At 68.7% G+C, this 23,862-nt stretch carries 26 protein-coding genes; 9 read left to right on the top strand and 17 right to left on the bottom strand.

What is annotated here, in order from left to right:
* Window positions 1–250 precede the first annotated feature (250 nt).
* Window positions 251–1,231 (top strand): endonuclease domain-containing protein, encoded by a 981-nt coding sequence (locus MJ603_RS03955; protein WP_243062352.1) that lies wholly within the window; start codon window positions 251–253, stop codon window positions 1,229–1,231.
* A gap of 74 nt (window positions 1,232–1,305) precedes the next feature.
* Here the strand turns inward: MJ603_RS03955 and MJ603_RS03950 are convergent, their stop codons facing one another.
* The 3 genes from MJ603_RS03950 to MJ603_RS03940 form a co-directional block, all read right to left on the bottom strand.
* A complete protein-coding gene (locus MJ603_RS03950) occupies window positions 1,306–2,034 on the bottom strand; it encodes a response regulator (RefSeq protein WP_374230814.1) in 729 nt (242 codons plus the stop codon).
* A complete protein-coding gene (locus MJ603_RS03945) occupies window positions 2,027–3,241 on the bottom strand; it encodes a sensor histidine kinase (protein ID WP_243062351.1) in 1,215 nt (404 codons plus the stop codon). The genes MJ603_RS03950 and MJ603_RS03945 overlap by 8 nt, the downstream gene beginning before the upstream one ends.
* A gap of 196 nt (window positions 3,242–3,437) precedes the next feature.
* Window positions 3,438–3,986, bottom strand: a complete 549-nt coding sequence (locus tag MJ603_RS03940) for a hypothetical protein (RefSeq protein WP_243062350.1) — start codon at window positions 3,984–3,986, stop codon at window positions 3,438–3,440.
* A 177-nt stretch (window positions 3,987–4,163) separates the two neighbouring features.
* Between MJ603_RS03940 and MJ603_RS03935 the strand changes: the two genes are divergently transcribed.
* Window positions 4,164–5,021, top strand: coding sequence for a spermidine synthase (locus tag MJ603_RS03935; protein WP_243062349.1), 858 nt, complete (start codon window positions 4,164–4,166; stop codon window positions 5,019–5,021).
* 41 nt (window positions 5,022–5,062) lie between these two features.
* Here MJ603_RS03935 and MJ603_RS03930 read toward each other — a convergent pair whose 3' ends face one another.
* Window positions 5,063–6,664 (bottom strand): 5-oxoprolinase/urea amidolyase family protein, encoded by a 1,602-nt coding sequence (locus MJ603_RS03930; protein ID WP_243062348.1) that lies wholly within the window; start codon window positions 6,662–6,664, stop codon window positions 5,063–5,065.
* 41 nt (window positions 6,665–6,705) lie between these two features.
* A complete protein-coding gene (locus MJ603_RS03925; protein ID WP_243062347.1) occupies window positions 6,706–7,464 on the bottom strand; it encodes a LamB/YcsF family protein in 759 nt (252 codons plus the stop codon).
* 239 nt (window positions 7,465–7,703) lie between these two features.
* Between MJ603_RS03925 and MJ603_RS03920 the strand changes: the two genes are divergently transcribed.
* A complete protein-coding gene (locus MJ603_RS03920) occupies window positions 7,704–8,168 on the top strand; it encodes a SprT-like domain-containing protein (protein WP_243062346.1) in 465 nt (154 codons plus the stop codon).
* Between the two features lie 42 nt (window positions 8,169–8,210).
* Here the strand turns inward: MJ603_RS03920 and MJ603_RS03915 are convergent, their stop codons facing one another.
* A complete protein-coding gene (locus MJ603_RS03915; protein WP_243062345.1) occupies window positions 8,211–8,627 on the bottom strand; it encodes a VOC family protein in 417 nt (138 codons plus the stop codon).
* Between the two features lie 117 nt (window positions 8,628–8,744).
* Here MJ603_RS03915 and MJ603_RS03910 point away from each other — a divergent pair, with 117 nt between their 5' ends.
* A complete protein-coding gene (locus MJ603_RS03910; RefSeq protein WP_243062344.1) occupies window positions 8,745–9,395 on the top strand; it encodes a CGNR zinc finger domain-containing protein in 651 nt (216 codons plus the stop codon).
* 46 nt (window positions 9,396–9,441) lie between these two features.
* Here MJ603_RS03910 and MJ603_RS03905 read toward each other — a convergent pair whose 3' ends face one another.
* Complete coding sequence (locus MJ603_RS03905; protein ID WP_243062343.1) at window positions 9,442–9,744, bottom strand: DUF427 domain-containing protein; 303 nt, start codon at window positions 9,742–9,744, stop codon at window positions 9,442–9,444.
* A 202-nt stretch (window positions 9,745–9,946) separates the two neighbouring features.
* On the opposite strand from MJ603_RS03905, the gene MJ603_RS03900 reads away from it, so the two are divergent.
* Window positions 9,947–11,119 carry a hypothetical protein gene (locus tag MJ603_RS03900; RefSeq protein WP_243062342.1) on the top strand — a complete coding sequence of 391 codons (1,173 nt, stop codon included), beginning with the start codon at window positions 9,947–9,949 and terminating at the stop codon, window positions 11,117–11,119.
* A 56-nt stretch (window positions 11,120–11,175) separates the two neighbouring features.
* Here MJ603_RS03900 and MJ603_RS03895 read toward each other — a convergent pair whose 3' ends face one another.
* Together MJ603_RS03895 and MJ603_RS03890 are read right to left on the bottom strand one after the other, a co-directional pair.
* Complete coding sequence (locus MJ603_RS03895; RefSeq protein ID WP_243062720.1) at window positions 11,176–11,961, bottom strand: 2-phosphosulfolactate phosphatase; 786 nt, start codon at window positions 11,959–11,961, stop codon at window positions 11,176–11,178.
* A gap of 33 nt (window positions 11,962–11,994) precedes the next feature.
* Window positions 11,995–14,286, bottom strand: coding sequence for an ATP-binding domain-containing protein (locus MJ603_RS03890; protein WP_243062341.1), 2,292 nt, complete (start codon window positions 14,284–14,286; stop codon window positions 11,995–11,997).
* 287 nt (window positions 14,287–14,573) lie between these two features.
* Here MJ603_RS03890 and MJ603_RS03885 point away from each other — a divergent pair, with 287 nt between their 5' ends.
* Entirely contained in the window at window positions 14,574–16,256 is a 1,683-nt protein-coding gene (locus tag MJ603_RS03885) for a DEAD/DEAH box helicase (RefSeq protein WP_243062340.1), read from the top strand.
* A gap of 55 nt (window positions 16,257–16,311) precedes the next feature.
* Here the strand turns inward: MJ603_RS03885 and MJ603_RS03880 are convergent, their stop codons facing one another.
* The 3 genes from MJ603_RS03880 to MJ603_RS03870 form a co-directional block, all read right to left on the bottom strand.
* Complete coding sequence (locus MJ603_RS03880; protein WP_243062339.1) at window positions 16,312–17,148, bottom strand: SDR family oxidoreductase; 837 nt, start codon at window positions 17,146–17,148, stop codon at window positions 16,312–16,314.
* Between the two features lie 132 nt (window positions 17,149–17,280).
* On the bottom strand, window positions 17,281–18,960 hold the full coding sequence (gene pgi, locus MJ603_RS03875; protein ID WP_374230811.1) for a glucose-6-phosphate isomerase: 1,680 nt from the start codon (window positions 18,958–18,960) through the stop codon (window positions 17,281–17,283).
* Window positions 18,961–19,082: 122 nt separating this feature from the next.
* The gene (locus MJ603_RS03870) at window positions 19,083–19,565 is read right to left on the bottom strand and encodes an FBP domain-containing protein (RefSeq protein WP_243062337.1); all 483 of its coding nucleotides are present in this window, start codon (window positions 19,563–19,565) and stop codon (window positions 19,083–19,085) included.
* Between the two features lie 121 nt (window positions 19,566–19,686).
* Between MJ603_RS03870 and MJ603_RS03865 the strand changes: the two genes are divergently transcribed.
* Window positions 19,687–20,190, top strand: coding sequence for a GNAT family N-acetyltransferase (locus MJ603_RS03865; protein ID WP_243062336.1), 504 nt, complete (start codon window positions 19,687–19,689; stop codon window positions 20,188–20,190).
* Between the two features lie 14 nt (window positions 20,191–20,204).
* Here the strand turns inward: MJ603_RS03865 and MJ603_RS03860 are convergent, their stop codons facing one another.
* The 4 genes from MJ603_RS03860 to MJ603_RS03845 form a co-directional block, all read right to left on the bottom strand.
* Window positions 20,205–20,822 (bottom strand): NUDIX hydrolase family protein, encoded by a 618-nt coding sequence (locus tag MJ603_RS03860; RefSeq protein WP_243062335.1) that lies wholly within the window; start codon window positions 20,820–20,822, stop codon window positions 20,205–20,207.
* Window positions 20,823–20,869: 47 nt separating this feature from the next.
* Window positions 20,870–21,322: a hypothetical protein gene (locus MJ603_RS03855; protein WP_243062334.1), complete on the bottom strand. Its 453-nt coding sequence runs from the start codon at window positions 21,320–21,322 to the stop codon at window positions 20,870–20,872.
* Window positions 21,319–22,095 (bottom strand): DUF2249 domain-containing protein, encoded by a 777-nt coding sequence (locus tag MJ603_RS03850; RefSeq protein WP_243062333.1) that lies wholly within the window; start codon window positions 22,093–22,095, stop codon window positions 21,319–21,321. The genes MJ603_RS03855 and MJ603_RS03850 overlap by 4 nt, the downstream gene beginning before the upstream one ends.
* 95 nt (window positions 22,096–22,190) lie before the next feature.
* Entirely contained in the window at window positions 22,191–22,412 is a 222-nt protein-coding gene (locus MJ603_RS03845) for a hypothetical protein (protein ID WP_243062332.1), read from the bottom strand.
* On the opposite strand from MJ603_RS03845, the gene MJ603_RS03840 reads away from it, so the two are divergent.
* Window positions 22,411–22,674, top strand: coding sequence for an aldehyde dehydrogenase family protein (locus MJ603_RS03840; RefSeq protein WP_243062331.1), 264 nt, complete (start codon window positions 22,411–22,413; stop codon window positions 22,672–22,674). The two genes, MJ603_RS03845 and MJ603_RS03840, sit on opposite strands and share 2 nt — an antisense overlap.
* On the top strand, window positions 22,671–23,054 hold the full coding sequence (locus MJ603_RS03835; RefSeq protein WP_243062330.1) for a type II toxin-antitoxin system VapC family toxin: 384 nt from the start codon (window positions 22,671–22,673) through the stop codon (window positions 23,052–23,054). Before MJ603_RS03840 ends, MJ603_RS03835 begins: the two co-directional genes overlap by 4 nt.
* A gap of 52 nt (window positions 23,055–23,106) precedes the next feature.
* Here MJ603_RS03835 and MJ603_RS03830 read toward each other — a convergent pair whose 3' ends face one another.
* Window positions 23,107–23,808 carry an alpha/beta fold hydrolase gene (locus MJ603_RS03830; RefSeq protein ID WP_243062329.1) on the bottom strand — a complete coding sequence of 234 codons (702 nt, stop codon included), beginning with the start codon at window positions 23,806–23,808 and terminating at the stop codon, window positions 23,107–23,109.
* Between the last annotated feature and the right edge of the window lie 54 nt (window positions 23,809–23,862).

Genomic DNA, 23,862 nt, shown 5'->3' with positions numbered 1-23,862 from the left:
TCCGCCGATCTACCAGCACGTTTTCAGGACATGCTGTGGGGCATCCACACTGATTGGACGGCCGGCAGTATGTCCTGAAAACGTGTGGTGACCGGGCAGGCGGGAGCCGCATCCCCTCGGCTCGCAGGGACGTCATCCCCAGGCGGGCCCCTCACCCATCTGTTCCTCCCCAGGCAGTCCCCTCGGCCATCTGTTCACCATCTTGACGAGACCTCATCCCCACGGCTCCGAAGCAGGCATCCTGCAGACCATGGTAGAGCCGCCCCTCGGGATCACCCCGACGTCGGAGTTGCACGCGATGGGATACACGCGGTATTCGATCGCGGACGGCACTCTTGAGCGGGTGCGTCGCGGTTGGTACGCCGGTTCAGCGGCCGATGCCGACGCGAAGGCTGCAGTGCATATCGGCGGCGTGCTGACGGCGGCATCAGCGACCCGCCACTACAGCCTGTGGACGCCGGACGACAACAGGCTCCACGTCCTCGTGGCACGCAATGCGTCGCGACTTCGATCCCCAGGAGCGCAAGGCCCGAAGGGCCGGGAGACGTGCCTGCACTGGGCAGTGGGCACGCTCACCGCGCGTGCGATCGCCAGCCCACTCCAGGTCGTGAAAGATGCCGCCCATTGCCTACCGCTCGAACACGCTGTCGCGATCGCGGATTCGGCCCTGAACACCCGGCTCCTTCGTCTCGCGGATCTTCGTCCCGTCGTTCCCGCAGTCGCCAGATGGTGCGATCCCGCCAGCCAGTCGGGCACCGAATCCCTCAGCCGCGTACGGCTGCGTCGCAAGAACCTTCGCGTGCGAACTCAGGTCGAGATAGAAGGCGTGGGATTCGTCGACCTCCTCGTTGGAGATCGCCTGGTCATCGAGTGCGACAGCGCGAGCTTCCACGACGGGTACCAGTCGGTGCGGGACTACGACCGGGACATGGCGCTGATACGACAGGGATACATCGTGCTGCGCCTGAAATATCGCCACGTGATGTTCGAATGGGAGAAGGTCGAGGGCCTGATCCTCGCCATCGTGAGAGCGCGTCGCCACCTCTGGCGAGGTGGCGGCTCCGCAGGCACCGTCGTCTCGCTGTGGTCGACCTGGAACAGGTCAGACCGCGCTCGAGGGTCCGTGCGCGCAAGGCACGCCCCACGCCACGCCACGTCACGGCACGGCACATCAATTCAGGACATGACACCAGGCGTCGACACTGTGTGGACGAGCGATGACCTGACCTGAAAACGTGTTGCAGCCTGCGGAGAACCAACCTATGGAACCAACCCCACGGAGAACCTGCGCTGGCGACGGAGCCGCTACGAGCGGGCAAGGGCGATCGCCTGAGCTCGGTCGCGCACCTGCAGCTTCGCGAAGAGGGCGTTGATATGCGTCTTCACCGTCGCCATGCTGACGAAGAGGGATGCCGCGATCTCCGCATTGCTGCGTCCTTGCGCCACCAGCGCCAGCACCTCCGCCTCCCGCGCGGTGAGCTGCGGATGCCTTCTGCGCAACTCCCCGGCGGTTGGCGCGGCGGGTACCTCAACCTCGCCGCCCGGCAGCGCCGCACCAGTGAGCCCGCCGATCAGCCGCGCTCCCACCTCGCCGGCGAGGGTCGTCTGGCCGCGCGCCACGGAGCGCACGGCGGCGGCGACTTCGGCGCGCGAGGCATCCTTCGTCAGGTACCCGCGGGCGCCGGCGCGCAGAGCACCCATCACGGAGGCGTCGTCTGCGTAGGTGGTCAGCACGAGAACCGCCACCGACGGATGCTCCGCCGTGATGCGAGCGGTGGCGCCCGCGCCGTCGAGCACGGGCATCCGCAAGTCCATCAGCACGACGTCGGGCAGCACGTCGGCGACCAGCCGACACGCTTCCTCGCCGTCGGATGCCTCGCCGACGACGTCGATGTCGGGCAGCAGGTCGAGCACGGTCACGAGCCCGTCGCGCACGATCGCCTGATCGTCGGCGACGACCACGCGGATGACGTCGTCGCCCTCCGCACCGGATGCTCCGATCGCCTCTTCGCTCATCGACGTGTCCTCACTCATTCGCGCTCCCAACGACGGCACCGGCACGCACCGTGAACTCGCCGCCGTCTCGACGTGCCGCGACCTCGCCACCTGGCAGCTCGGCGAAGCGCTCGCGCATGCCGGCGAGCCCTCGTCCCGACCCGGATGCCGCGAGCCCCCCCGCTGCTTCGACCTTCGGCATCGGATTGCTCACCCTGAGTTCCACCCGCTCGTCCTCCCACGTGATGCGCACGGTCACGGGTTCCCCCGGCGCATGCTTGCGTGCGTTGCTCAACGACTCCTGCAGTGCTCGACGAAGCGCCGTCGCGAGCGTTTCAGGAACATCGCGCGGGGATCCGACCTGCTCGAAGTCGACGTGCCCGCCGAGGCGCTCGTGCGCATCGACGAGGTCGATCAGCGACGCGCCGAGGTCGGCGGATGCGACGGGCGCAACGGCATCCGTCGGCGAGCGCAGCGCTTCGACGGCACGCCTCGCCTCCGCCAGACCGGACGCCGCCATCGAGCGGGCGTCGTGCAGACGGGCGAGGGCGGCATCCGTCTTGCCCGCTTCGAGCTGGGCGTCGACGGCGTCGAGCTGGATCACCAGGCCGCCGAGACTGTGCGCGAGCACGTCGTGCATGTCGCGGGCCAGCGACTGCCTGGCGGCGAGGGTCGCCGCCTTCGCTTGCTCCTCGCGCACGCTCGCTGCGCTCTCTGCAAGTTCGACGGCCGCCTCCTGCCGCGCCCGGGACTGCCTGCGGTTGACGCCACCGAGCACGGCGATCGCCACCGCGAACTCGAGCGAGAGGATGCCCTCGACCGTCACGGCGTCGCTGCCGGTGATGGCGACGGCGACCGGTACGGCCGCGACGAGTCCGGCGGCGACGAGCGCGTAGAGATACCCGAGCCAGGCCGGCTCCTCGAGTCCGCCGGTGGTGACAAGGATCGCTGAGACCACCGGCACGATCATCAGTCCGTTCGTCGGCCAGGCGGTGAGCGCTCCGAAGACGACCATGACGAAGAAGAGGAAGCGGACGAGCAGAACGAGCCGCCCCGCATCCGGCACGAACAGCACAGCCAGCCACGCGACCATGGCGACGACCGCGAAGGGAAATGGCCACGCGGGGATGTCGCCGGCGATCCGCTCCGTGATGAGGTAGGTGCTCACCACCACGATGCCGAAGGCGTTGAGCGCGAGGCCGAAGCCAGTGCGGCCCAGGCGCGACGAGCGGGGATACGCGGTCATCCTCGCCCCTTCCGTCACGAGCCGAGCCGGGAATCCGTGCACGCACCGGCCCTCGCGACTCCCGAACCATCATCCTGCCCCATCGCGGATCGGCAGACGGAGACGAGCCGATCGGCAGAGGGCGAAGCGGATGCCGGTGCCGCCGCGAAGCCTGCGACGGCACCGGCATCCTGGCCGAACTCGCCCTGTGCCGCGGTCAGATGCGCACGGGAGCTGCGATGCGACCGGTGCGATACACGATGATGCCGACGCGGGCGATGCGGTTGGCGGCGACCATGAGCAGGATGACGCCTGTGGATGCAGCGAGCGTCGACCCCGCGGCGCTGGCGAGGAAGTCGATGCCGACGCGCATCCCGATGAGCACCAGCCACAGCACCATGCCGAGCCATCCGGTGCGGGTCTCGAACGTGACGTTCGCGCTGCCCTGCCGACGGTCGCCGACGTGTGCCTCTCTATAGAGGCGGATGCCGTCATCGGTCAGCGGCCGGATTATCGCGATCGCCCCCATCAGAGCGCCGAGACCGAGCGAGATCACCAGCTCGACGAGCAGCACCCCCAGGTCGACGCCGGTGATCTGGGACACCTTCGTCATGCTGCCGAGGGTGGCGACACCGACGATTCCGAGGATGATCGGCAACCGCCACATGCGTGCGGGGTCGACGGCACGCCATGTCATCTGGCGGTATCCGACGAAGACCACGAGCGCGACGATGATGATCGCGTTGCTGACGAGCTGGATGGACACGGTGCTCCTTCTCGGCCACCGATCTGTCGATGGCCCTTTGGTCTGTTGTGCGGGATGCGCCGCGAGTGGATGTCTCGCGCGACCCGATGCATCCACTCTCGTCGGAGCACAGCCGCCGGCCCACCGCCCAGGGGTGGAGATCGGGTGGAGATGCGGGTCGGCCCATAGTGTTAAGGAGTGCCTGAGCATCCGTCGGTCGTTTTGAAGCACAGTGGTCTGCGCGCCGTGATCGAGCCCGATCGCTGGGTCCCCGGTGCCTTCCAGCTCGTGGTGGACGGCACTCCGCAATCCCACGTCGACCTCGACGACCCCACCCGGCTGTTCTTCGAGTACGTGCAGCGCATGGGGAACGTGATCGATCTGCTCGGCGATCCTGGCGAGCCGATCACCGCCGTGCACCTCGGCGCCGGCGCGATGACGCTGCCCAGGTATGTTGCGGCGACGCGTCCCGGCTCCAGGCAGCAGGTGATCGAGTTGGAGACCGACCTCGTCGACCTGGTGCGCACGGAGCTGCCGCTGCCGCGCAACGCACAGATCAGGGTGCGACACGGGGATGCCCGCGAGGTCGTCGCGAAGCTGCCGGGAGGGCTGCGCGGAACGGTCGACCTGCTGGTGATCGACATCTTCAGCGGAGCGCGCACACCCGCACACGTCACGAGCGTCGAGTTCTACCGCGAGGCCGTCTCGCTGCTCGCCCCTGACGGAATCGTGCTGGTCAACGTCGCGGACGGCCCACCACTGTCGTTCGCGAGGGGTCAGGCTGCCACGCTCGGGTCGGTCGTCGAGCACGTCGCTGCGCTGGCGGAGACCCAGGTGCTGAAGGGCAAGCGGTTCGGCAACTTCGTGCTCGTCGGATCGAACACGGCATTGCCGATGGACTGGTTGCCGCGGCTGCTCGCGAGCGGGCCGCATCCGGCGAAGGCGGTCGCCGGGGACGAGCTGACGCAGTTCGTGGCAGGCGCGTCGGTCGTGTCGGACGCGACTGCCGTGGCGTCGCCGCTGCCGGGTCGTTCGGTCTTCCAGTTGCGCGGCTGAGGCCCCCTCGCCGGTCGAGCGGCGGGCGCAGGGGCGACGGCTCAGCGGGCGTGGCGGAAGCGCAGGCGCTGGCCGGGTCGCAGCTGCGCGAAGAGGTCGAGGTCGGCATCCGTCACGACGGCGATCACCGGATACCCGCCCGTGACCGGCCCATCGGCGAGCAGCACGGTCGGCTCGCCGGACGGCGGAACCTGAATCGCGCCGGGAACCATCGGCTCGCTGGCGAGCTCGGTGGCGGCGACACGTTCGGCCCGGTCGAGAGAGACGCCACGCGGCGAGCGCAGCCGCATGCCGACGCGGTTCGAGGCCTGTGTCACCTCCCACTCGGTGTCGTAGAAGGCCTCGACGGAGTCTCGCGCGAACCAGTCCTCGCGCGGTCCCGGCACCACGTGCACGTCCACCTCGTCGTCGGGCGGCGACCAGACGGTAAGCGCGTCCACCGCCGGAATCCCGGATGCTGTGCCCGCCCCGATGACGATCGCGTCGCCGTCGGTCAGCGGCGCTGGACCGAGCCGTGCGCCGAGGTCGGTGGATGCCGATGCCAGCTCGAGTGGAGCATCCACACCGCCGCGCAAGGCGATCACGTATCGCAGCCCGTGGTCGGCCATGCCCAGGCTGAGCACATCGCCGGCGTCGGCGTGCACCGCGGCATCCGACTCGATCGGATGCCCGCCCACCCGCAGCACACCCCTCGCCCCCGTCACCGCGAACCACGTCGGCTGCTCGAATCGCAGCTCGGCCCCGACCACCACCTCCAGCCCGGCTGCACCCTCGGGGTTGCCGACGAGGCGATTCGCCAGCCGCAAGGCACCGCGGTCGAGCGCGCCGGAGCGGCCGGCGCCGATGGATGCCGATCCCACCCGGCCCAGGTCCTCGATGAGCAATTGCGGGCCTGCGCGCAGCACCGTGATGGAGGGCGCGGCCGCGACGGACGCTGCTGCTGCGGGCCCGGGGGGCGCGGGCGCGGCCGCGGCTGCGGGCGCGGCAGAGTCCGGCGCGAGGGCGTCGACCGCGCGGAACCTCACCGCAGTTCCCGGCGCGAGCAGCGCAGGAGGTGAGGAGCGGGGGCGCCAGAGCGGGGCATCCGTTCGGCCGATCAGCTGCCAGCCGCCCGGACCCTCCCGCGGGTACACGCCGCTGAAGCCGCCGGCGAGCGCGACTGCTCCCGCCGGCACGTTCGTGCGCGGGCTGGACCGCCGCGGAACCTCGAACCAGTCGCCGTCGGCGACCAGGTAGCCGAAGCCGGGGGCGAAGCCGTCGAACGCGACCCGCCAGCGTTCGGCGGCGTGCTTGCGCACGAGCTCGTCGACCGAGACGCCGACCAGCCGAGCGGCTTCCGCGAGGTCCTCGCCGTCGTAGACCACGTCGATGACGACCTCGGAACCCGCCGGATCGCTCGTGGGGCGGCCGTGTCCCACGAGGTCGCCGAGTGCGCGCTGGAACCATGTGCGCGCGGCGTCCAGAGACACGCGCTGCGGATCGAACAGCACCGCGACCGTGCGAGCGGCGGGCACGACGTCCTCGACACCGTGCGGCCGGCTCGCGGCCAGCGCATCACGTGCGGCCAGCACCGTTTCGAGGTCGGGCAGGTCGGCGAGCAGCGCGCGATCGCCCAGCCGACGGATGCCGACGTCCGCGTTCACGACGACGCCCTGCTCACGACGCCCTGCTCACGACGCCCTGCTCACGCGAAGGCCCCGACCCGCACACCGGCCTCCTGCAGAGCACGACGCACAGCGGATGCCATCGCCACAGCATCCGGACTGTCGCCGTGCACGCACAACGACGCAGCATCCATCTGGATCGTCTCGCCGTCGATCGTCTCCACCACCCCGTCCACGGCCACGCGCACGGCGCGCTCCGCGACTCCGTCACCTGCACTGAGCACGGCACCCGCGCGGCTGCGTGGCACGAGGGATCCGTCCGCGAGATACGCGCGGTCGATGAACGCCTCGCGCACGAATGGCACATCCCGGCTCAGGCACGCACGCTCGATCGCGCTGCCGGGCAGCCCGAGCACCGGGAGGTTCGCGGGGAACGCCGCGACGGCATCCGCCACGGCAACAGCGTGCACGGGATCGGTCACGATGCGGTTGTAGAGGGCGCCGTGCGGCTTCAGGTAGCGCACCTCTGTGCCGACGGATGCCGCGACTCCGGCGAGCGCGCTCAGCTGATAGAGCACGTCGGCGTGCACATCCGCCTCGCTCGCGTCGACGTAGCGGCGTCCGAATCCGGCGAGGTCGCGGTAGGACACGTGAGCGCCGATCACGACTCCGCGATCGCGCGCCGCCCGGCACGTGGCGATCATGGTCGCCGGATCGCCGCCGTGAAAACCGCACGCCACGTTCGCGCTCGAGACGAGGTCGAGCATCGCCGCGTCGTCGCCCATCGTCCAGACACCGAACGACTCCCCCAGGTCGCAATTCACGTCGATCGTGCGCATCCCCTTTATTGTGCCCGTGTGTCGGCCGGATACGTAGAGGACGCGATCCTGGCACCTCGCCGCCGGCGACTGCAGACCGGGGCATGGCGCTGAGCTCTGCTCCCGTTCGCAACCCGGTCACTAGACGGCGCATCGCCGTCGAACCCGATGCCCTCCGTCCACAGCCGTCGTCACGGCGCGTTGTGCACCAACGGCGGCGCGTCACTCCGAGCGTCGTGCGCGCTCGTTAGATTCGAAGGGTGGCTGAGTTGGTACGCGTTCGCAGATGGGCAGAGGCTCTCATCGCGATGCACCTCGACCCGGATGTCTGGACCTTCGGCTTCGACAACGCCAAGACGCGTGGCGGCCAGTGCAATCACTCCACGAAGCGCATCACCGTATCGCGGCACCTGACCGCGCGGTTCGACGACGACGAGATCCACCAGGTGCTGCTGCACGAGGTGGCCCACGCGCTCGTCGGCCCGGCTGCCGGCCACGGTCCGAAGTGGCGCACGGTCGCCCGTGAGCTCGGCTATGTCGGCGATCGCACGCTCGACAAGCCCGTCGCCGAAGACCTCGCGCCCTGGGTGGGGCGTTGCCCTCGCGGCCATCTGCACTACAGGTACCGTCGACCGACCAGGCAGATGTCGTGCGCGAAATGCTCGAAGCGGTTTTCGCGCGAGCACCTCATCGAGTGGGAGAGGAGGATCGCCACCGATACGTGATCGCGTCCGATTCGGTCCGGATCGAGCCGGTCCGGTCCGACGTCAATGCAGGCAGAACTCGTTGCCCTCGGGATCCCGCATCGTGTACGTCAGCGGACCCCGGTCATCCGTCACCCAGAGCTGCGTCGCTCCGAGGCTCTCGAGGCGAGCAACCTCGGCGGCCTTGCGGTCGTCGGGTACACGGATGTCGATGTGCACGCGGTTCTTCGCCGTCTTCGGCTCCGGAACCTTCTGAAAGAACATCCGCGGTTCCTCACCGTGCGGGTCACCGGCAGCGGCGACATCAGCGAACTCGGATCGACCGTTGCGAGTGATCCTGTCGCTTGCGGGCATCCTGCCCTCGGCGACGAGGCCGTCGACGAACGCGGAGTTGTCTTCGACTTCGTAGCCGAGCGCCTCCGCCCAGAACTCTGCCAACGCATGCGGATCAGCCGCATCGAACGTGATTTGAAGTCGCATGGGCCATGCCCTTCTGCCACAGCGGCATCGACGGGGTCGGCTGATCGGTAGACTGCCGACCGTAACCGAAGATAACGGTTACTCGAATCAGCGACAAGCGCACTTCGGAGGAGATCCGTGCCGACCACCGACGAAGCCGCAAGCGAACCTCGCCTCCAGGGATGCACCGGGCAGTGGTTCGATTCCGCGGACGGGCAGCACTGGTGGTTCGACTCGGGATGCCTGAGCCTCGACTTCGCCTACACAGGGGCGATGGCGCCCGCACGGGACGGCGAGAGGGTGGCCGACACGGCCGGTGAACGGCTGAAGACGCCCGCCGACCTCGATGCGTGGTTGCACGAGCGCTTCCTCGCCATCGACGCCACCTGCGCCGAGCACGAACTGCGGGATGCCCTCACTCTGCGCGGCGCGATCGCGAACCTGACCTACGCGGCGCTCGGTGGACATCCGTACATCGCACGCGACGTCGACATCGTGAACCTCTACGCGTCGACGCCCGACCTGCCTCCCGTGCTGATAGGCGGTAGCCGCCAGGCAGGACGCACCAGGGCCCGCGCCTCCCAGGCGCTCAGCGTGATCGCGCGCGACGCCGTCGCGGTCTTCGGGCCGGATGCCGGCGACCGCCTCCGGGAATGCGGCGCCGACGACTGCTCGATCGTCTACCTGGACGTCTCGCGCAGCCGCAACCGCCGCTGGTGCTCGATGCAGCGCTGCGGCAACCGCGCGAAGGTCCGTGCACACCGCGCAAGGCAGGCAGCGAGCGAGTAGGCCGGCGCGGAGTAGCCCTCGCGGCGGCCACTCGGCTCGCAGCCAGTCAGTCCTCTATGTGGACTTCCTTCCAGAACGCGACGTAGTCGCTGAAGTCCTTGCCGACGCGGTCGAACGCTGTCGGGTACGGGGTCGGATAACTCCACGCCCTGTCCTGCAGATGCTGTCCGTCGACGTTGACGGTGAAGTACTGGCACTCGCCCTTCCATGGGCAGGTGTAGGGAGTTGGGCTCTTCTCGAGCAGCTGTGACTTCACGCTCGACGGCGGGAAGTACCAATTGCCCTCGATCTTGATCAGGTCTTCCACCGGAGCCTCGGCGAGCACGGTTCCGTTCACGACAGCCTTCACGGTGCGCATCCTTTCGTGACGTATGCAGCAACAGTGTTGGAAACACCACGCGAGCGGATGCCATTCCTTCGCAGGAAACAGCCGGCGCAGAGACGCCCGATTCGTGGTCGGCTGCAGACCGATCTGTCCGCTAGGCTTTGCTCGCCTCAGGTCGGGTGCGCCCCGGGGCATCCGCGCCGTTCCTTCACCCACGGAGTCATCGATGACCGATCCGGGCCTGCCCGATAACGCTGCGGCGGGCGCAACGTCGCCCCAGCCGAGTTCTCCCTACGAGGCACAGGTGAGTGCGACTCCGGTCCAGCCCGCTGCAGACATCGCACACGTATCGGGCCCCGCATCGAAGAGACGCATCGGCTTGTCGGCGGCACTGATCAGCGGCGGGGCGCTTCTGCTCGTGCTGCTCATCGCCGGGGGCGTCTGGTTCGCAATCGAAACCAAGGCCCATACGCCGCAGGCCGCGGTGAAGCCGTTCATGGACGCGCTCGTCAAGGGGGATGTCGCGAAGGCGGTGAAAATCGGCAACATCGACACCAACAGTCCCCTCGTCACGCAGAAGGCCTACTCGGCAACCGAAGACCGCATCAGCGGGTACTCCATCAAACCCTCGAGTACGGAGCCAGGAGCGACGACCGTTGTCGTCGGTTACAAGCTTGCTGGTGATCGGCACACCGAGACATTCCAGCTGAAGGACAACGGCAAAGAGCTGCTCTTCTTCACCAAGTGGACGCTCGAGCCCGTGACACTCCCGACCGTGAAGCTGACGGTGGCGGGTCCGAGCAAGGCTGGAGTAGCCGTGAACGGAACACAGATCTCGATCGACGACAACGGCAGTGCCGTGCTGGATGTGCTGCCTGGCCGCTACAACGCGACGATGGCGAGCAGCGACGACTACACCGCTGAAGACGCCGGCACCACCGTCACCAGCATCAAGGCATCCGGCACCGCCAGCAACGAGGCCGTCACTCTGACCGCCCGCCTCACGGATGCCGGCGAGAAAGCCGCGGACAACGCCGTGAACGCGTGGGTGGCGGAGTGCATCGGCACGCCGAGCCTCCAACCGGCCGGATGCAGCTTCGGGCTGATCAACGACTACCCCGACCTTCAGCTCTCGAACCAGAAGTGGACACTCGTGACAGCTCCCAACTTCTCCGTCGGGGATTGGGACGGCAGCGGATGGGCCGTCGACACCATCTCGACGGGAGCGGCGACGTTCCTCGCCGACGCCTCCGACGCCAACGGTGACACCGGAACCGTCTTCTCCCAGGCACCCGTGGCCGTCACCGTGACGGGAGAGATCGTCGGCTTCGACGCCACAGGCAAGGCCATCTTCGAGTCGATCGACTGGTCGGGCAAGGCGTCGCTTCCGACCGCGTGACGTCCACAGCGCCGGCGCCTCGCGCGTCGGCGCTGTGCGTCGGCGGAATCGAGCCGTCAGCTAGCGCCGACGTACACGCCGTCGACGAGCACGGGCACGGTCGTGGAGACATCCGTCTGGAACGCCACCTCGATGTCTTCGCGCTGATCGTCTTTGAGCAGTTCGCCGCCCGACACCGACGCCGTGAACATGTGACGGATGCCCCGAGCCAAGCCCGTGTAGGCGGCACACGCCGCGGCCGCTTCGGGCGAGCACGCGTCGATGCCGACCGCGCCGAGGGCATCGATCACGGCGCCAGCAGTGAGCATGTCCTCGACCGCGAGGCGCAGGGTCTCGTCGGTACGCACCTCGCCGGCCGCCACGATGGCGACCATCGCACGGTGGCCGACGCGGGTCTGAAAGTCGAGGATCCACCGCGCGACGGCGGTGCGGTTGCGCAGGCTCGCCGCGATGACGGGCACGCCGTAGGTGGCGGCGAGCGCGGTCAACCGCGAGCCGTTCAGCGAGGGAACGACGGCGCGGCGGGAACCGAACTCTGCGACGTTCTGCTCCGTCATGCTGGAGGGCGACAGCGAGACGCCCGGGGCACCCCGCTTGCCTGCCAGGCGCGCATCGCCGAAGCTGCCGGCGGCATCCAGCGCCTCGGCCTCGGCTCTCAGGCCCGCGAAGGGCTGCACCTCGAGGCCCAGCGCCACGCCCATCTCGACCGTCGTGGTGAACGAGATCGCATCGATCACGACGATCACGCCCGCGGTCGGAGCGATGCCGCGCAGGCCGTCACGACCCCAGTCGAAACGCACTTCGTAGTTCTGCTGAATCGGGTCGTCGGGGTGCAGCGGCATCTTCACCCGGCAATGGTATCGGCGGCGATGAGGCTACGGCCGCACCATCGTGAGGCGCTGCGTCGGCCTCGTCATCGCGACGTAGAGGGCGGATGCCCCTCGCGCCGACTCCGCGACCACCCCGTCGGGATGCACGATGACGACCGCGTCGAACTCCAGGCCCTTCGCGTCCTGTGCGGTGAGCACCACGATCGGCTTGACGAGGCCGGGCGCCCCGCGACCCGCCTGCGAGCCGAAGCGGTGCGTGACGGCATCCGTCACGTCATCGGCGAGAACGACGGGAACGATGACCGCGAGCGTTCCGGTGTCGTCGATCGCGCGGTCGAACTCGATCGCGTCGATGCTCGCAGCGACGAGCGCGTCGCTCGTCTCGACCTGGCCGGACTGCGCGGTCGCCGTGACACTCACGTCTCGCACGGGCCACTCGCCTTCGCGTACGGCACGCGCCGGCGTGATCGGCAGGCCCGCAGCGCGGGCCAGCGTCTCCGCCTCGCGCGCGATCTGTGCCGGCGTGCGGTAGTTGACCGTCAGCTGCTCGAGGCGCCAGTGATCCTTGAAGAGCGGGCCGATGGCATCCGCCCAGCTGCGTCCGCCGCCCGCGAGGGTCGAGCTTGCCGACGACGACTGGGCGATGTCGCCGACGATCGTGAACGACTTCATCGGGCAGCGTCGCACGAGCAGCCGCCATTGCATCGGGCTGAGCTCCTGCGCTTCGTCGACGACGACGTGCCCGTAGGTCCAGGTGCGGTCGGCGGCGGCACGCTCGGCCGTCGTCAGCCCGTCGCCGTGCGACACCGACTCGTCGACGAGCTGCGCAGCGGTGACGAACGCCCCGGCGCCCGCGTCGGCGATGGCCGATCGGGCCATGCGCAGGTCGCGCTTGCGCTGCTCCTTCGCGTGCAGCTTGGATGCCTGGTCCTGCGCCTCCGGCAGCTCCCCCAAGAGCTCTGCGGCCTCGTCGAGCAGAGGGATGTCGCTGATCGTGACCGCCGCATCGCGCGGGCGCAGCAGCAGCTCGCGCTTCTCCTCGCTCCAGCGGGGCGTGAGCTCGGCGAGCCACTGCGGTCGCGCGTACAGGTCCGCGATGAGTTTCTCCGGGGTGAGCGGCAGCCAGGCCGTGTTGAGCAGCACGCGCACGTCGTAGCTGGTGCGCACATCCTCGCGCAGCACGGCGAGGTCTTCGTCGTCCAGCGTGCCGCCGCGGGAGCGCAGTTGGTCGGCGAGCTGGGCGGTGAGCGCCGAGAGGGCGTGCTTCACGAACGTGATACGCGCTGTGTTGTGCGGCTTGCCTGTGCGCTGCGCGCTGCGCAGGGCATCCGCGACCAGGGAGGGTTCGACGACGAGTCGCTCGTTGTCGACCTGCACGACGGATGCCTCGGCCGGCACCTTCTGACGGGAATCGACCGCGGCGCGCAGCAACCCTGTCATCTGCTTCGAGCCCTTGAGCTGCGCGGTCGCCGGCGGGTCGTCGGAGTCGGCCGAAGCACCTGGGAACAGCTCACCCAGGCTCTGCATGACAACACCGGTCTCGCCGAGTGATGGCAGCACCTCCTCGATGTACGTGAGAAAGGCCCTGGTCGGACCGACCACGAGCACGCCGGACGTCGCGAGCTTCTGCCGGTGCGCGTACAACAGGTAGGCGGCACGGTGCAGCGCGACGGCGGTCTTGCCCGTGCCCGGCCCGCCCTGCACGACGAGGGCGTCGCGGAGTTCGCTGCGGATGATGGCATCCTGCTCGGCCTGAATCGTTGCGACGATGTCGTTCATGCGGCCGGTGCGCTGGGCCACGAGCGCTGCCATCAGGGCCGCGTCGCCCGAGACCTCGTCCGGCCGCTTCCCCGCTTCGGCGAGCAGGCCGGCATCGAACACCTCGTCATCGACGCGCAGCACCTCTCTGTCTCGCATCGTGAGGCGTCGTCTGGCTGCGACGCCGAGCGGATTCGCCGCGGTCGCCTGGTAGAAGGCACTGGCCTGGGGCGCACGCCAGTCGAGCAGCACGGTGTGCTCGTCGTCGTCGCGCAGTCCGGTGCGGCCCACATAGCGCAGACGCGGGTCGCGCAGCGGGTCGGCTGAGGCTGCGGCCTCCGCGTCCTCGAGCTGCAGCCGGCCGAACACGAGCCGGGGCTCCACATCGCGCAACTGAAGGATGCGGTCCTCGTAGAGACGCGCGTAGGCATCCCGTTCGCTGCGTGCCTGATGCGTGCCACCTGCCGTCTGTCTGCGGACCGCGGCGAGTCGTTGGACGGTGTCCTCGCGCAGACCGTCGAGCAACGCGTAGAGGTCGTCGACGACGTTGCGCTCACGGTCGAGTTCCGAATCGTGCACGCGGCCCCCCGTTCGAAGTCAGGACAAACGAGTTTAGTCGGCGCGCCCCGCACCGCACCTGAGCGAAGAACTCAGGACGGCCTGTTACTGTTGATCATCTTGCGGTCCCGTCGTCGGGATCCGCCTGCGTCGTCAGAGCGCATCACCTCGCGTCGCCGCCCGCCACGGGCCGCCGCACACGATTCTTTCTCACGGCGAACGGATGCTCCCACTGGAGCCTTCGCCATTGTTCCGACACCACTGTTCCGTCGCGTCTGCGACGGCATCCTGCCTCGAAAGGCACCCCCATGACTTCGTTCTCCACCCTCGGCGTGCCCGCGCCGCTCGTCTCCTTGCTCGCCGCGGACGGCAAGCTCGAGGCGTTCCCCATTCAGGCCGACACGCTTCCCGACACGCTCGCAGGACGCGACGTGCTCGGACGCGGCAAGACCGGCTCAGGCAAGACCATCGCCTTCGCGCTGCCCATCGCGGCGCGCCTGGGCACCGGACTCTCCGGCGGACGACGCAGGTCCGGGCATCCGCTCGCCCTGGTGCTCGCGCCCACCCGTGAGCTCGCAACGCAGATCGCCGCCACGCTCGAGCCGCTCGCGGCCGCATACCAACTGACCACCACGACGATCTTCGGCGGAGTCAGCCAGAAGCGTCAGGTCGATGCCCTGAACGCCGGCGTCGACATCCTCGTCGCCTGCCCCGGCCGGCTCGAGGACCTCATGAAGCAGCGTCTGGTCTCCCTCGACGCCGTGGAGATCACGGTGCTCGACGAGGCCGACCACATGGCCGACCTCGGGTTCCTGCCGGTCGTCACGCGCATCCTCGAGAAGACTCCCGTGGACGGACAGCGTCTGCTGTTCTCCGCCACCCTCGACAACGGCGTGGACAAGATCGTCAAGCGATTCCTCCACTCCCCGGTGCTGCACTCCGTCGACGACGAGATGAGCCACGTGGACCGCATGACGCACCACGTGTTCGAGGTCGACTCGGTCGACGGCAAGAACGACCTGGTGCAGGCGCTCGCCTCCGGAAAGGGGCGGAGCATCCTGTTCATGCGCACGAAGCACCACGCCAAGCGTCTTGCCAAGAAGCTCACGGACTCCGGCATTCCGGCCGTCGACCTGCACGGCAACCTGTCGCAGCCGCAGCGCGACCGCAACCTCGCGGCCTTCGGCAGCGGTGGCGTGCGCGTCATGGTGGCGACGGATGTCGCAGCCCGCGGCGTGCACATCGACGACGTCGAGCTCGTGGTGCACGTCGACCCGCCGACGGAGCACAAGGCGTACCTGCACCGCTCGGGACGCACGGCTCGCGCCGGTGCGACCGGTGACGTCGTGACGATCTCGCTGCCGGAGCAGCGTCGCGACCTTCGCGACGTGCTGCGCAAGGCTGCCATCACTGTCACGCCGGTGCCCGTCACGGCGACCTCCTCGGAAGTGGCCACACTGGTGGGCGAGGTGGCTGCGTATGTCAAGCCCTCACCCCGCGAGGCCGGCAACAACGGTGGCGGTCGCGGCTCGCACGGATCCCAGGGCGGCTCGCGCGGCAGCCAGGGCGCGCGGCGGGATCGCTCAGGCGATGGTGCACGCTCCGAGCGCGGGGCCGGCGCGAACGGCGGCGGTCGCGGGTCGCGCGGTCGCGGCGCCCAGACACGCGATGCGCAGGGTCGCAGCACAGAGGGTCGAAGCGCACAGGGTCGCGATGGCCAGAGTCGCGACGGCCAGAGTCGCGACGGTCAGCGCCGGGATTCCCAGGGCCAGGGCACACAGAGCCAGGGCCGCAGCTCGCAGAACCGCGGGTCGCAGAGCGAGACCGGCAGCGGTCGCGGCGCATCCGCCGGCCGCAGCAGCCAGGGCAATGGCGGTCAGAACCGCAGCCAGGGCGGTCGCAGCAGCGGACGTCCGATCCGTGTCGGCGACGTGGTTCGTCCGAGCTCGGGCACGGCCCGCGGTCGCGGAAGCCGACGCGCCCAGGGCTGAGTCCCGGTCGGCGGATGGCGGCGAATGCGGGGCGGCCCGCCGCAAGCAGCGGGCGTCAGCCCTGGGCGCGCTCGGCGACCGGCTGCCACTCCTCCCACGTCGCGATGCGTGAGGCATAGTCCGCCTTCGCGATCGAGAGCGGGGCCCTGCCCAAGAATGCCCGCAACGGCGGCTCGGCCGCGTCGACGATCTCGAGGATCGCCGTGGCCGTTGCTGCGGCATCCCCCGGATTCGAGTTGCGCTGCTTGCGGCCTTCAGCCACGGCGCGATGCACGTCGGCGTACGCCGGCAGCTCCGCCGAGTGCTTCGACGACGATCCGGACCAGTCGGTGGAGTATGCGGCCGGCTCGACGATCGTGACGTGAATGCCGAACGGCGCCACCTCCTGCGCGAGCGCCTGACTGAATCCTTCGAGCGCCCACTTCGACGCGTTGTAGATGCCGACGAGCGGGAAGGCCGAGATGCCGCCGATCGACGACACCTGGAGGATATGGCCACTGCCCTGCTCGCGAAGGAACGGCAGCGCCGCCTGCGTCACCCACAGGGCTCCGAACAGGTTGGTGTCGAGCTGAGCTCGAGCCTCCTCTTCGGTCACCTCTTCGATGAGCCCGAAGTGCCCGTAGCCCGCGTTGTTGATGACGATGTCGAGTCGTCCGAACCTCTCGTGGGCGGCGCGCACCGCGGCGAAGTCCGCCTCGCGGTCATCCACATCGAGCTGCAGCGGGAGCACGCGATCCCCGTACTTCTCGACGAGCCCGTCGAGGGATGCCACGTTGCGTGCCGTCGCTGCGACCCGGTCGCCGCGCTCGAGGGCAGCCTCCGCCCACGCGCGCCCGAAGCCGCGCGATGTTCCCGTGATGAACCAGACCCTGCCGTTGTTCTCTTCAGCCATGCCTCCAACGGTAGAGCGCGGGCCGCGGGCGCGCTCCACCGTCATGACGCGAGACTGCACGCCCGCGGCGAGAGTACGGGGTATAACCGCTGTCCCAGCGTGGGCGTGCAGTCTCGACCGACGGCCGGCCCCTCAGGCGCGGTGGGAGTGGTAGTAGTCCAGGAGGGCGCGGGTCGAGGCATCCTGTGCCTGGGTCGCCGACTCATCGCCGTTGATCGCAGGCGCGATCTGCTGCGCGAGCTGCTTGCCGAGCTCGACGCCCCACTGGTCGAACGAGTTGATGCCCCACACGGTGCCCTGCGTGAACGTGATGTGCTCGTACAGCGCGATGAGTTCGCCGAGCACCTTCGGGGTGAGCGACGTCGCGATGATGGATGTCGTCGGCCGGTTCCCCGCGAACGTGCGCGCGGCCACGAGTGCCCCGGTCGTGCCCTCCGTCTCGACCTCCTCGGCGGTCTTGCCGAACGCCAGCGCCTTGGTCTGCGCGAGGAAGTTCGCGAAGAACAGGCCGTGCACGTCGTGCTCGCCGTCCTTCAACGGATACGCCGGGTTGGCGAATCCGATGAAGTCCGCCGGAATGAGGCGGGTGCCCTGGTGGATGAGCTGGTAGAACGCATGCTGACCGTTGGTCCCCGGCTCTCCCCAGAAGATCTCGCCGGTCGTCGTCGTGACGGGCGAGCCGTCCCACCGCACCGACTTGCCGTTCGACTCCATGGTGAGCTGCTGCAAATACGCCGGAAAGCGGTGCAGCAGCTGCGCGTAGGGCAGCACAGCGTGCGACTGCGCGCCGAGCAGGTTCGAATACCAGACGTTGAGCAGCCCCATCAGCACCGGCACGTTCTGTGCAAGAGGCGTCGTGCGCACGTGCTCGTCGACGGCGTGGAATCCGGCGAGGAAGTCCGCGAAGTTCTGCGGCCCGAGCACGATCGCCAGCGACGTGCCGATGGCGGAGTCCACCGAGTAGCGGCCGCCGACCCAGTCCCAGAACCCGAACGCATTGTCGGTGTCGATGCCGAACGCGGCGACCTTGTCGAGCGCGGTCGAGACTGCGATGAAGTGGTGGGCGACGGCATCCTGCCTGCTGGCATCGTCGTCGCCGATCGCACCGGATGCCTTCAGCCCGTCCCACAGCCAGTCGCGCGCCAGTCGCGCGTTGGTCAGCGTCTCGAGCGTGGTGAACGTCTTGGAGGCGACGATGAAGAGCGTGGTCTCCGGATCGAGACCGGCCGTCTTCTGGGCGAGATCGGTTGGATCGATGTTGGAGATGAAGCGGGCCTCGAGTCCGGCATCCGCATAGGGCTTCAGCGCTTCGTAGACCATGACCGGCCCCAGGTCGGAGCCGCCGATGCCGATGTTCACGACGGTGGCGACCTTCTTGCCCGTGATGCCCGTCCACTCGCCGGAGCGCACCCGATCGGCGAACGCCGCGATGCGGTCGAGCACCTCGTGCACGTCGTGGTCCACCTGCTGGCCGTCGACGACGAGCTCGGGTGAGGCATCCGCCGGCCTGCGCAGTGCGGTGTGCAGCACGGCACGGTCCTCGGAGGTGTTGATGTGCACGCCGTCGAGCATCTCAGCGAAGCGCTCCGCGACGCCCACCTGCTCGGCCAGGCGGACCAGGGATGCGAGGATCTCGTCGGTCACCAGGTTCTTGGAGAGATCGACGTGCAGGTCGGCGAGCGGGAAGCTCAGGTGCTCGACGCGATCCGCGTCGGCGGCGAACCATCCGCGCAGGTCGGGAGCGAAGGAAGATCGGTGGGCCTCGAGCTCGGCCCAGGCTGACGTGGCGGTGGCATCGACGGGAGTGTTCACACGCTCAACGCTAGTAGCGAATGGCATCCAGCACGTTTTCAGGACATCCGGCCCGCCATCGACGTAGTGCGCTCGGCTCGTTGTCTGTCCTGAAAACGTGCTGCAATCGAACGCGACACGGCCTACGCCGTCTTCATCACGGTCGCTGTGAAGTTCTGCACCCTGGTGAGCAGCGCGGCGCCGCGCTCCGCAAGACGCTCGGACGATTGCACGTGCGGCGGCGTGACGCGGATGAGCAGCGAGCACGCCAGGTCGTCGCAGATGTACGAACCGATCGTGTTGCCGTTGCGACCGGCCTCGCCCGCCCTCGGCGCGCTGAACATGCGCACCTGGGTCGCGGGCTGCGACGAATGGCAGAACGAGCACATCGCGGCGATGCCTGGCCGCAGGCCTCCGCTCGCCGCGCGCACGAGAATGCCGGTCGGGCGACCATCCATCCAGTGCACGATGTAGCCGAGGCGGGATGCCTGCGGGTCGCGCCAACCGAGGAACTCGCGTTCGTCCCAGAGGGTCTCGTGGATGCCCGGAATGGGCAACCGCGCCAGCTGTTCATCGGTGGCGTTCACGAACGACGAACGGATGTCATCCTCGGTCAACGGCTTCACGCGGCTCCCCTCCACGATGCGTTCCGCATGCGATGCGAACGCCGATGTGCGGCGCCCCGACGGCGCGATCGCAACAGCTTAACCACGGTCCCCTGATGTCGCTGCTTGTTATCGTCTCCGTGTGGGCGAGGAGCAAGGACCCCTGAGCGTGCGTCGGGCGACCGCCGCCGACGCGCGCGGCATCGCCAGAGTTCACGTGCGATCGTGGCGCGAGGCGTACGCTGGCGTGTTCTCGTCGCACCTGCTCGAGAACCTGGATGTCGGCACGCGGGCCGCGCGCTGGGAACGCATCATCGCGGGCGGCAGCGAGGTGTGGGTTGCGGAATCCAACGGGAGGATCGTGGGGTGGGCATCCGCCGGCCCGGCACGCGAGGTCGACGACCCGGCACCGCTCGAGCTCAGGGGCATCTACGTCCTGCGCGACCACTACGGTTCGGGCGCCGGCCAACGGGTGCTGGATGCCGCGCTCGGCGAGTCCGCCGCCTATCTCTGGGTGCTCGCGGACAACCCCCGCGCGCAGGCGTTCTATCGACGCAACGGCTTCGCACTCGACGGGACCGCCAAGGTCGAGTCGTTCGGCGGCGAGCCCGCGCACGAACTGCGCATGGTGCGGACCGCCCGATAGCCGGTGCGGCCGACCTACGGCAGCACGCCGACCGCGGCCAACGCGGCCTTCACGAGCGCGCCGCGGCCACCCTCCAGCTCGGCGGTGACCTGTGACGAGCAAGCCTCCGCCGGCGACAGCCAGGTGAGTTCGAGGGCATCCTGCCGTGGTTCCGTCGTGCCGGTGACGGGCACCACGTAGGCGAGCGAGACCGCGTGCTGACGGTCATCCGAGTACTGCGAGACGCCCGGAATCGGAAAGTACTCGGCCACCATGAACGGCACCGGGCTCGCCGGCAGCTGCGGGAAGGCCATCGGCCCGAGGTCCTTCTCCAGGTGCCGGAACAGTGCGTCGCGCAGGCTCTCGCCGTACATCACGCGGCCGGAGACGACCGTGCGCGTCATCTCGCCCATGGCGTTCGCGCGCAGCAGCAGGCCGACCTCGATGACCTGTCCGAGTCCGTCGACGCGCACGGGGACCGCTTCGACGTAGAGGATCGGCAGCCGGTGCCTGATCTGCTCGAGTTCGATGTCGCTCAGCCAGCCAGGCCCCACGCCGGGCAGCGTGCCGTCGTCGAAAGATCCGGCGTCGAAAGATCCCTCATCGAGAGGCCCCGAGTTCTCCGGATCCGGATCCGGTGTGCGCACCGCCATGGGTCGATCCTACGGATGTCCGGCTGATGCGTCGCCGTCGGCATCACTCAGCCGCCGAACGCGGAGAGCACGATGCCGACCGGAACGCTCAGCAACAAGACCACCAGGATGCTCCCGTACAGCCAGGCCGCCCAGTGCAGCTCGGGTGAAACGCGCCGAAGCTGCACGAGTTGCAGAACAAGGACGACCACCAGGAGCGTGCCACCCAACGCGACGGCGGTCGGGATGCCTGCCAGGTCGCCAACCACGACCGCCGCGTTCCCGACATTCCAGCACACGAACTCCATGGCGAAGCGCGCGCTGGTGATCGGAGACGTGGCAACGTAGCGACGCACAATTCCGAAGAGGCACTGCGCCACCCCACAGACCAGCACGAGATAGGCAGCGACCCAGGGGCCGCTCTGTAACCCGAGCGGTGTCGAGACGGCGGCGACGAGTCCACCAAGGACAATGAACGCCGAGCCGACAAGAAAAGAGGTGAGGGAGTACCTCGCATTCATCGCGCGGCGTCGTCGCCCAGGTGGATGAACTGCAGCGACCACGCCTCAGGCCCACGCTCCAGATAGGTCACGGCGAACCGTTCTCCGGTCCGTTCCCTGATCTGCGCGAGCAACGGCAGCGGGTCGTGCGGTGCGATCAGCACAAGCCCCTCACGAGGACCCAGGGAGTCGAGTGCACCGAACACCGCAGCGTGCCTGACGGCGTGCGGCACCTCGCGCACATCGAACTGCGGCAGGGCTGCACCGGCGACGACCCCGCACTCGCAGACCGCGGCATCCAGCAGCCGACGGTCTTCGGGCGACGGGGCGTGCGCTCTGATCGCCCCGTCGCCGTCCAGCGTGGCCGGATTCGTCTCGGCGATCGCCGAGGGGAAGCCGATCACGTCATTCCCGCCGACGCCCGCCCCATCCGGGGACACCCGCGTCGAGGCGTCGGCGAGAGTCAGAAGCACGTCGGCACGGCCGATCGCGCGCAGTGCGTGTCGAACGTGGGGCGCCAGGTAGAGCACGCCGCCTGCCTCGAATCGTTCCGCCGCCCCGTCGACCTCGATGTCGACTGCGCCGGAGAGCACCTGGATGAGGATCGGCACTGCCGCCTCGTGTTCGGCCAGCTCCTGCCCACCCGCGAAGGTCAAGCGCACCACGACGAATCCGGGCGCCTTCAGGACTCGCCGACTCGCAACGGCGTCGTCACGTATCGCGAGCAGATCGATCAGCCCGGCTCTGTCGCTCGCGATCGTGATGCGGCCACCGGCCGCCACCGAATCAGTCACAGTGCCCTCCGTCGTTTTAGGCGTTGTCGTTTCAGAGCATTATCCTTTTAGAGCATTCAATTCCTTTTTATTCTAATCACAAGCCAGGCGCATGGCTACCGGCCGGATGTTCGAGACCATTCGCCGTCGCGCCCCTCGCTCCACTCCTCGGCGTCGGTTGCGTTCGACAGCACGTCGGTGAGCCAGTAGGTCTGGTCGGGATCCCAGCCGGCGATCGCGCTCGCGACGCCATCCGACACCGGAAGCGCCCGACCGACGACTCCCAGGTACTGCCCGAAGTGTTGCACCGTGCACCACGGTGGTACACTTGCTGTCATGCCGACCACTCGACCGCGATTCCAGGTCACAGAGACGCCCGAGGTCGAGCGCGCTCTGACAATTGCTGAACGGGCTTGGCCCGACGTTCCCCGCGCCGAGCGAGTCTCTCGATTGCTCGAGCTGGGCGCGGATGCCTTGCAATCGGAACACGACGAGCAACGCGGCACGAGACTCGCCGCGATCGACTTCACGGCCGGCAGCCTCGAGGTCGCGTACGGGCCCGGCTACCTGGATCACTTGCGCGACGACTGGCCGGCATGATCGTTCTCGATGCGAGCATCGTCATCGCCCATTTCGATCCTCGTGACGCGCACCATCAACGAGCGACGGCGCTGTTCCGTGATCACCTCGACGACGATTTCGTCGTCCATTCCCTCACGCTGACCGAGATTCTGGTCGGGCCGATTCGCGTCGGGCGCGAGGCGCTCGCCCTACAGCACCTCGACCGCCTGCACATCCGCGAATGGGCCCCGTCCGGCGGCGGCGCCCTACGGCTCGCTCAACTCAGGGCCGAGAGCGCGCTGAAGCTCCCGGACTGCTGCGTGCTCGACGCGGCCATCGTGACGGCGTCCCCGCTCGCGACGTTCGACGAGCGACTCGCCGCGTGCGCGACATCCTTCGGTATTCCCACCCTCCCCTGACTCGCGGCCGGCCCGGAGCCCGGACCTCCTTCAGCCGCTCGACGACCCGGCCCTACTTCAGCCCCTCGACGATGAGCGCACTCAGCTCCTCCGGCCTGGTGAACTGCGGCCAATGTCCCGTCGGCAGATCGACGAGTCGCAGCGAGTGCAGGTGGCCGGTGTCGCCGAGCCACGCGACATCCCGTTCGATGAGGTCCTTCATGTCCGTGCTCGGCATCGTGGACAGGATGATCGTGGCCTGCACGTCGAGACGGCGCTCGTCGCTCACGTGCAGCGGGTCGACAGCGGCGTGAGACGGCGACGGATGCGTGTGCGACGCGATCTGCTCGCCCAGCTCCGATGTGATGTCGCGCACGTCGGCCTCCTCGAAGGCGTCCCAACCGGGGAACGGCATGTCGGCATCGTCGTATGGCAGTTCGTCGTTGACGATCGATCCCTCGCCGCCGGGCCAGGAGTCGACGTACACGACGCGGGTCACGCGGTCCGGTCGCCTGTCGACGGCTCCGTGCGCCACGAGGGCACCGCCGCTGTGGGCGACGAGCGCCACCTCCTCGTCGGCTGGCGTCTCGTCGATGAGGCGCACGACGTAGTCGATGTGGCTGTCGAGGGTGATGGCGGAGCGGTCCGCATCATCCGCCTCGAGCCCGGGCATCGTGAGCGGATGTGCGTGGTGGCCTGCCGCCTCGACCGCGGGAGTCACGGCATCCCACGATGACGCGTCGAGCCAGAGTCCTGGAATGAGAAAGGTCTGCATGCGGCGAAGGTAGCGCGGGCCGGCGACAGCCGGTAGGGGCGGCACGTTCGCCGC

The sequence above is a fragment of the Humibacter sp. RRB41 genome (assembly GCF_022761015.1).
In the GTDB taxonomy this organism is placed as follows: Bacteria; Actinomycetota; Actinomycetes; order Actinomycetales; family Microbacteriaceae; genus Humibacter.
Note: the sequence above shows the minus strand (reverse complement) of the source record. Positions and strands in the feature narration are given on the sequence as shown.

Excerpts from the sequence above, each read along its gene's own strand:
- MJ603_RS03925 (WP_243062347.1), bottom strand. The coding sequence starts at position 7,464 with ATGCGCACGATCGACGTGAATTGCGACCTGGGGGAGTCGTTCGGTGTC.
- MJ603_RS03845 (WP_243062332.1), bottom strand. The coding sequence starts at position 22,412 with ATGACAGCAAGTGTACCACCGTGGTGCACGGTGCAACACTTCGGGCAG.
- MJ603_RS03895 (WP_243062720.1), bottom strand. The coding sequence starts at position 11,961 with ATGCCGCTGCACCCCGACGACCCGATTCAGCAGAACTACGAAGTGCGT.
- MJ603_RS03950 (WP_374230814.1), bottom strand. The coding sequence starts at position 2,034 with ATGAGTGAGGACACGTCGATGAGCGAAGAGGCGATCGGAGCATCCGGT.
- MJ603_RS03880 (WP_243062339.1), bottom strand. The coding sequence starts at position 17,148 with ATGGCTGAAGAGAACAACGGCAGGGTCTGGTTCATCACGGGAACATCG.
- MJ603_RS03900 (WP_243062342.1), top strand. The coding sequence starts at position 9,947 with ATGACCGATCCGGGCCTGCCCGATAACGCTGCGGCGGGCGCAACGTCG.
- MJ603_RS03840 (WP_243062331.1), top strand. The coding sequence starts at position 22,411 with ATGCCGACCACTCGACCGCGATTCCAGGTCACAGAGACGCCCGAGGTC.
- MJ603_RS03835 (WP_243062330.1), top strand. The coding sequence starts at position 22,671 with ATGATCGTTCTCGATGCGAGCATCGTCATCGCCCATTTCGATCCTCGT.
- MJ603_RS03860 (WP_243062335.1), bottom strand. The coding sequence starts at position 20,822 with ATGGCGGTGCGCACACCGGATCCGGATCCGGAGAACTCGGGGCCTCTC.
- MJ603_RS03915 (WP_243062345.1), bottom strand. The coding sequence starts at position 8,627 with ATGCGACTTCAAATCACGTTCGATGCGGCTGATCCGCATGCGTTGGCA.
- MJ603_RS03955 (WP_243062352.1), top strand. The coding sequence starts at position 251 with ATGGTAGAGCCGCCCCTCGGGATCACCCCGACGTCGGAGTTGCACGCG.
- MJ603_RS03830 (WP_243062329.1), bottom strand. The coding sequence starts at position 23,808 with ATGCAGACCTTTCTCATTCCAGGACTCTGGCTCGACGCGTCATCGTGG.
- MJ603_RS03945 (WP_243062351.1), bottom strand. The coding sequence starts at position 3,241 with ATGACCGCGTATCCCCGCTCGTCGCGCCTGGGCCGCACTGGCTTCGGC.
- MJ603_RS03885 (WP_243062340.1), top strand. The coding sequence starts at position 14,574 with ATGACTTCGTTCTCCACCCTCGGCGTGCCCGCGCCGCTCGTCTCCTTG.
- MJ603_RS03855 (WP_243062334.1), bottom strand. The coding sequence starts at position 21,322 with ATGAATGCGAGGTACTCCCTCACCTCTTTTCTTGTCGGCTCGGCGTTC.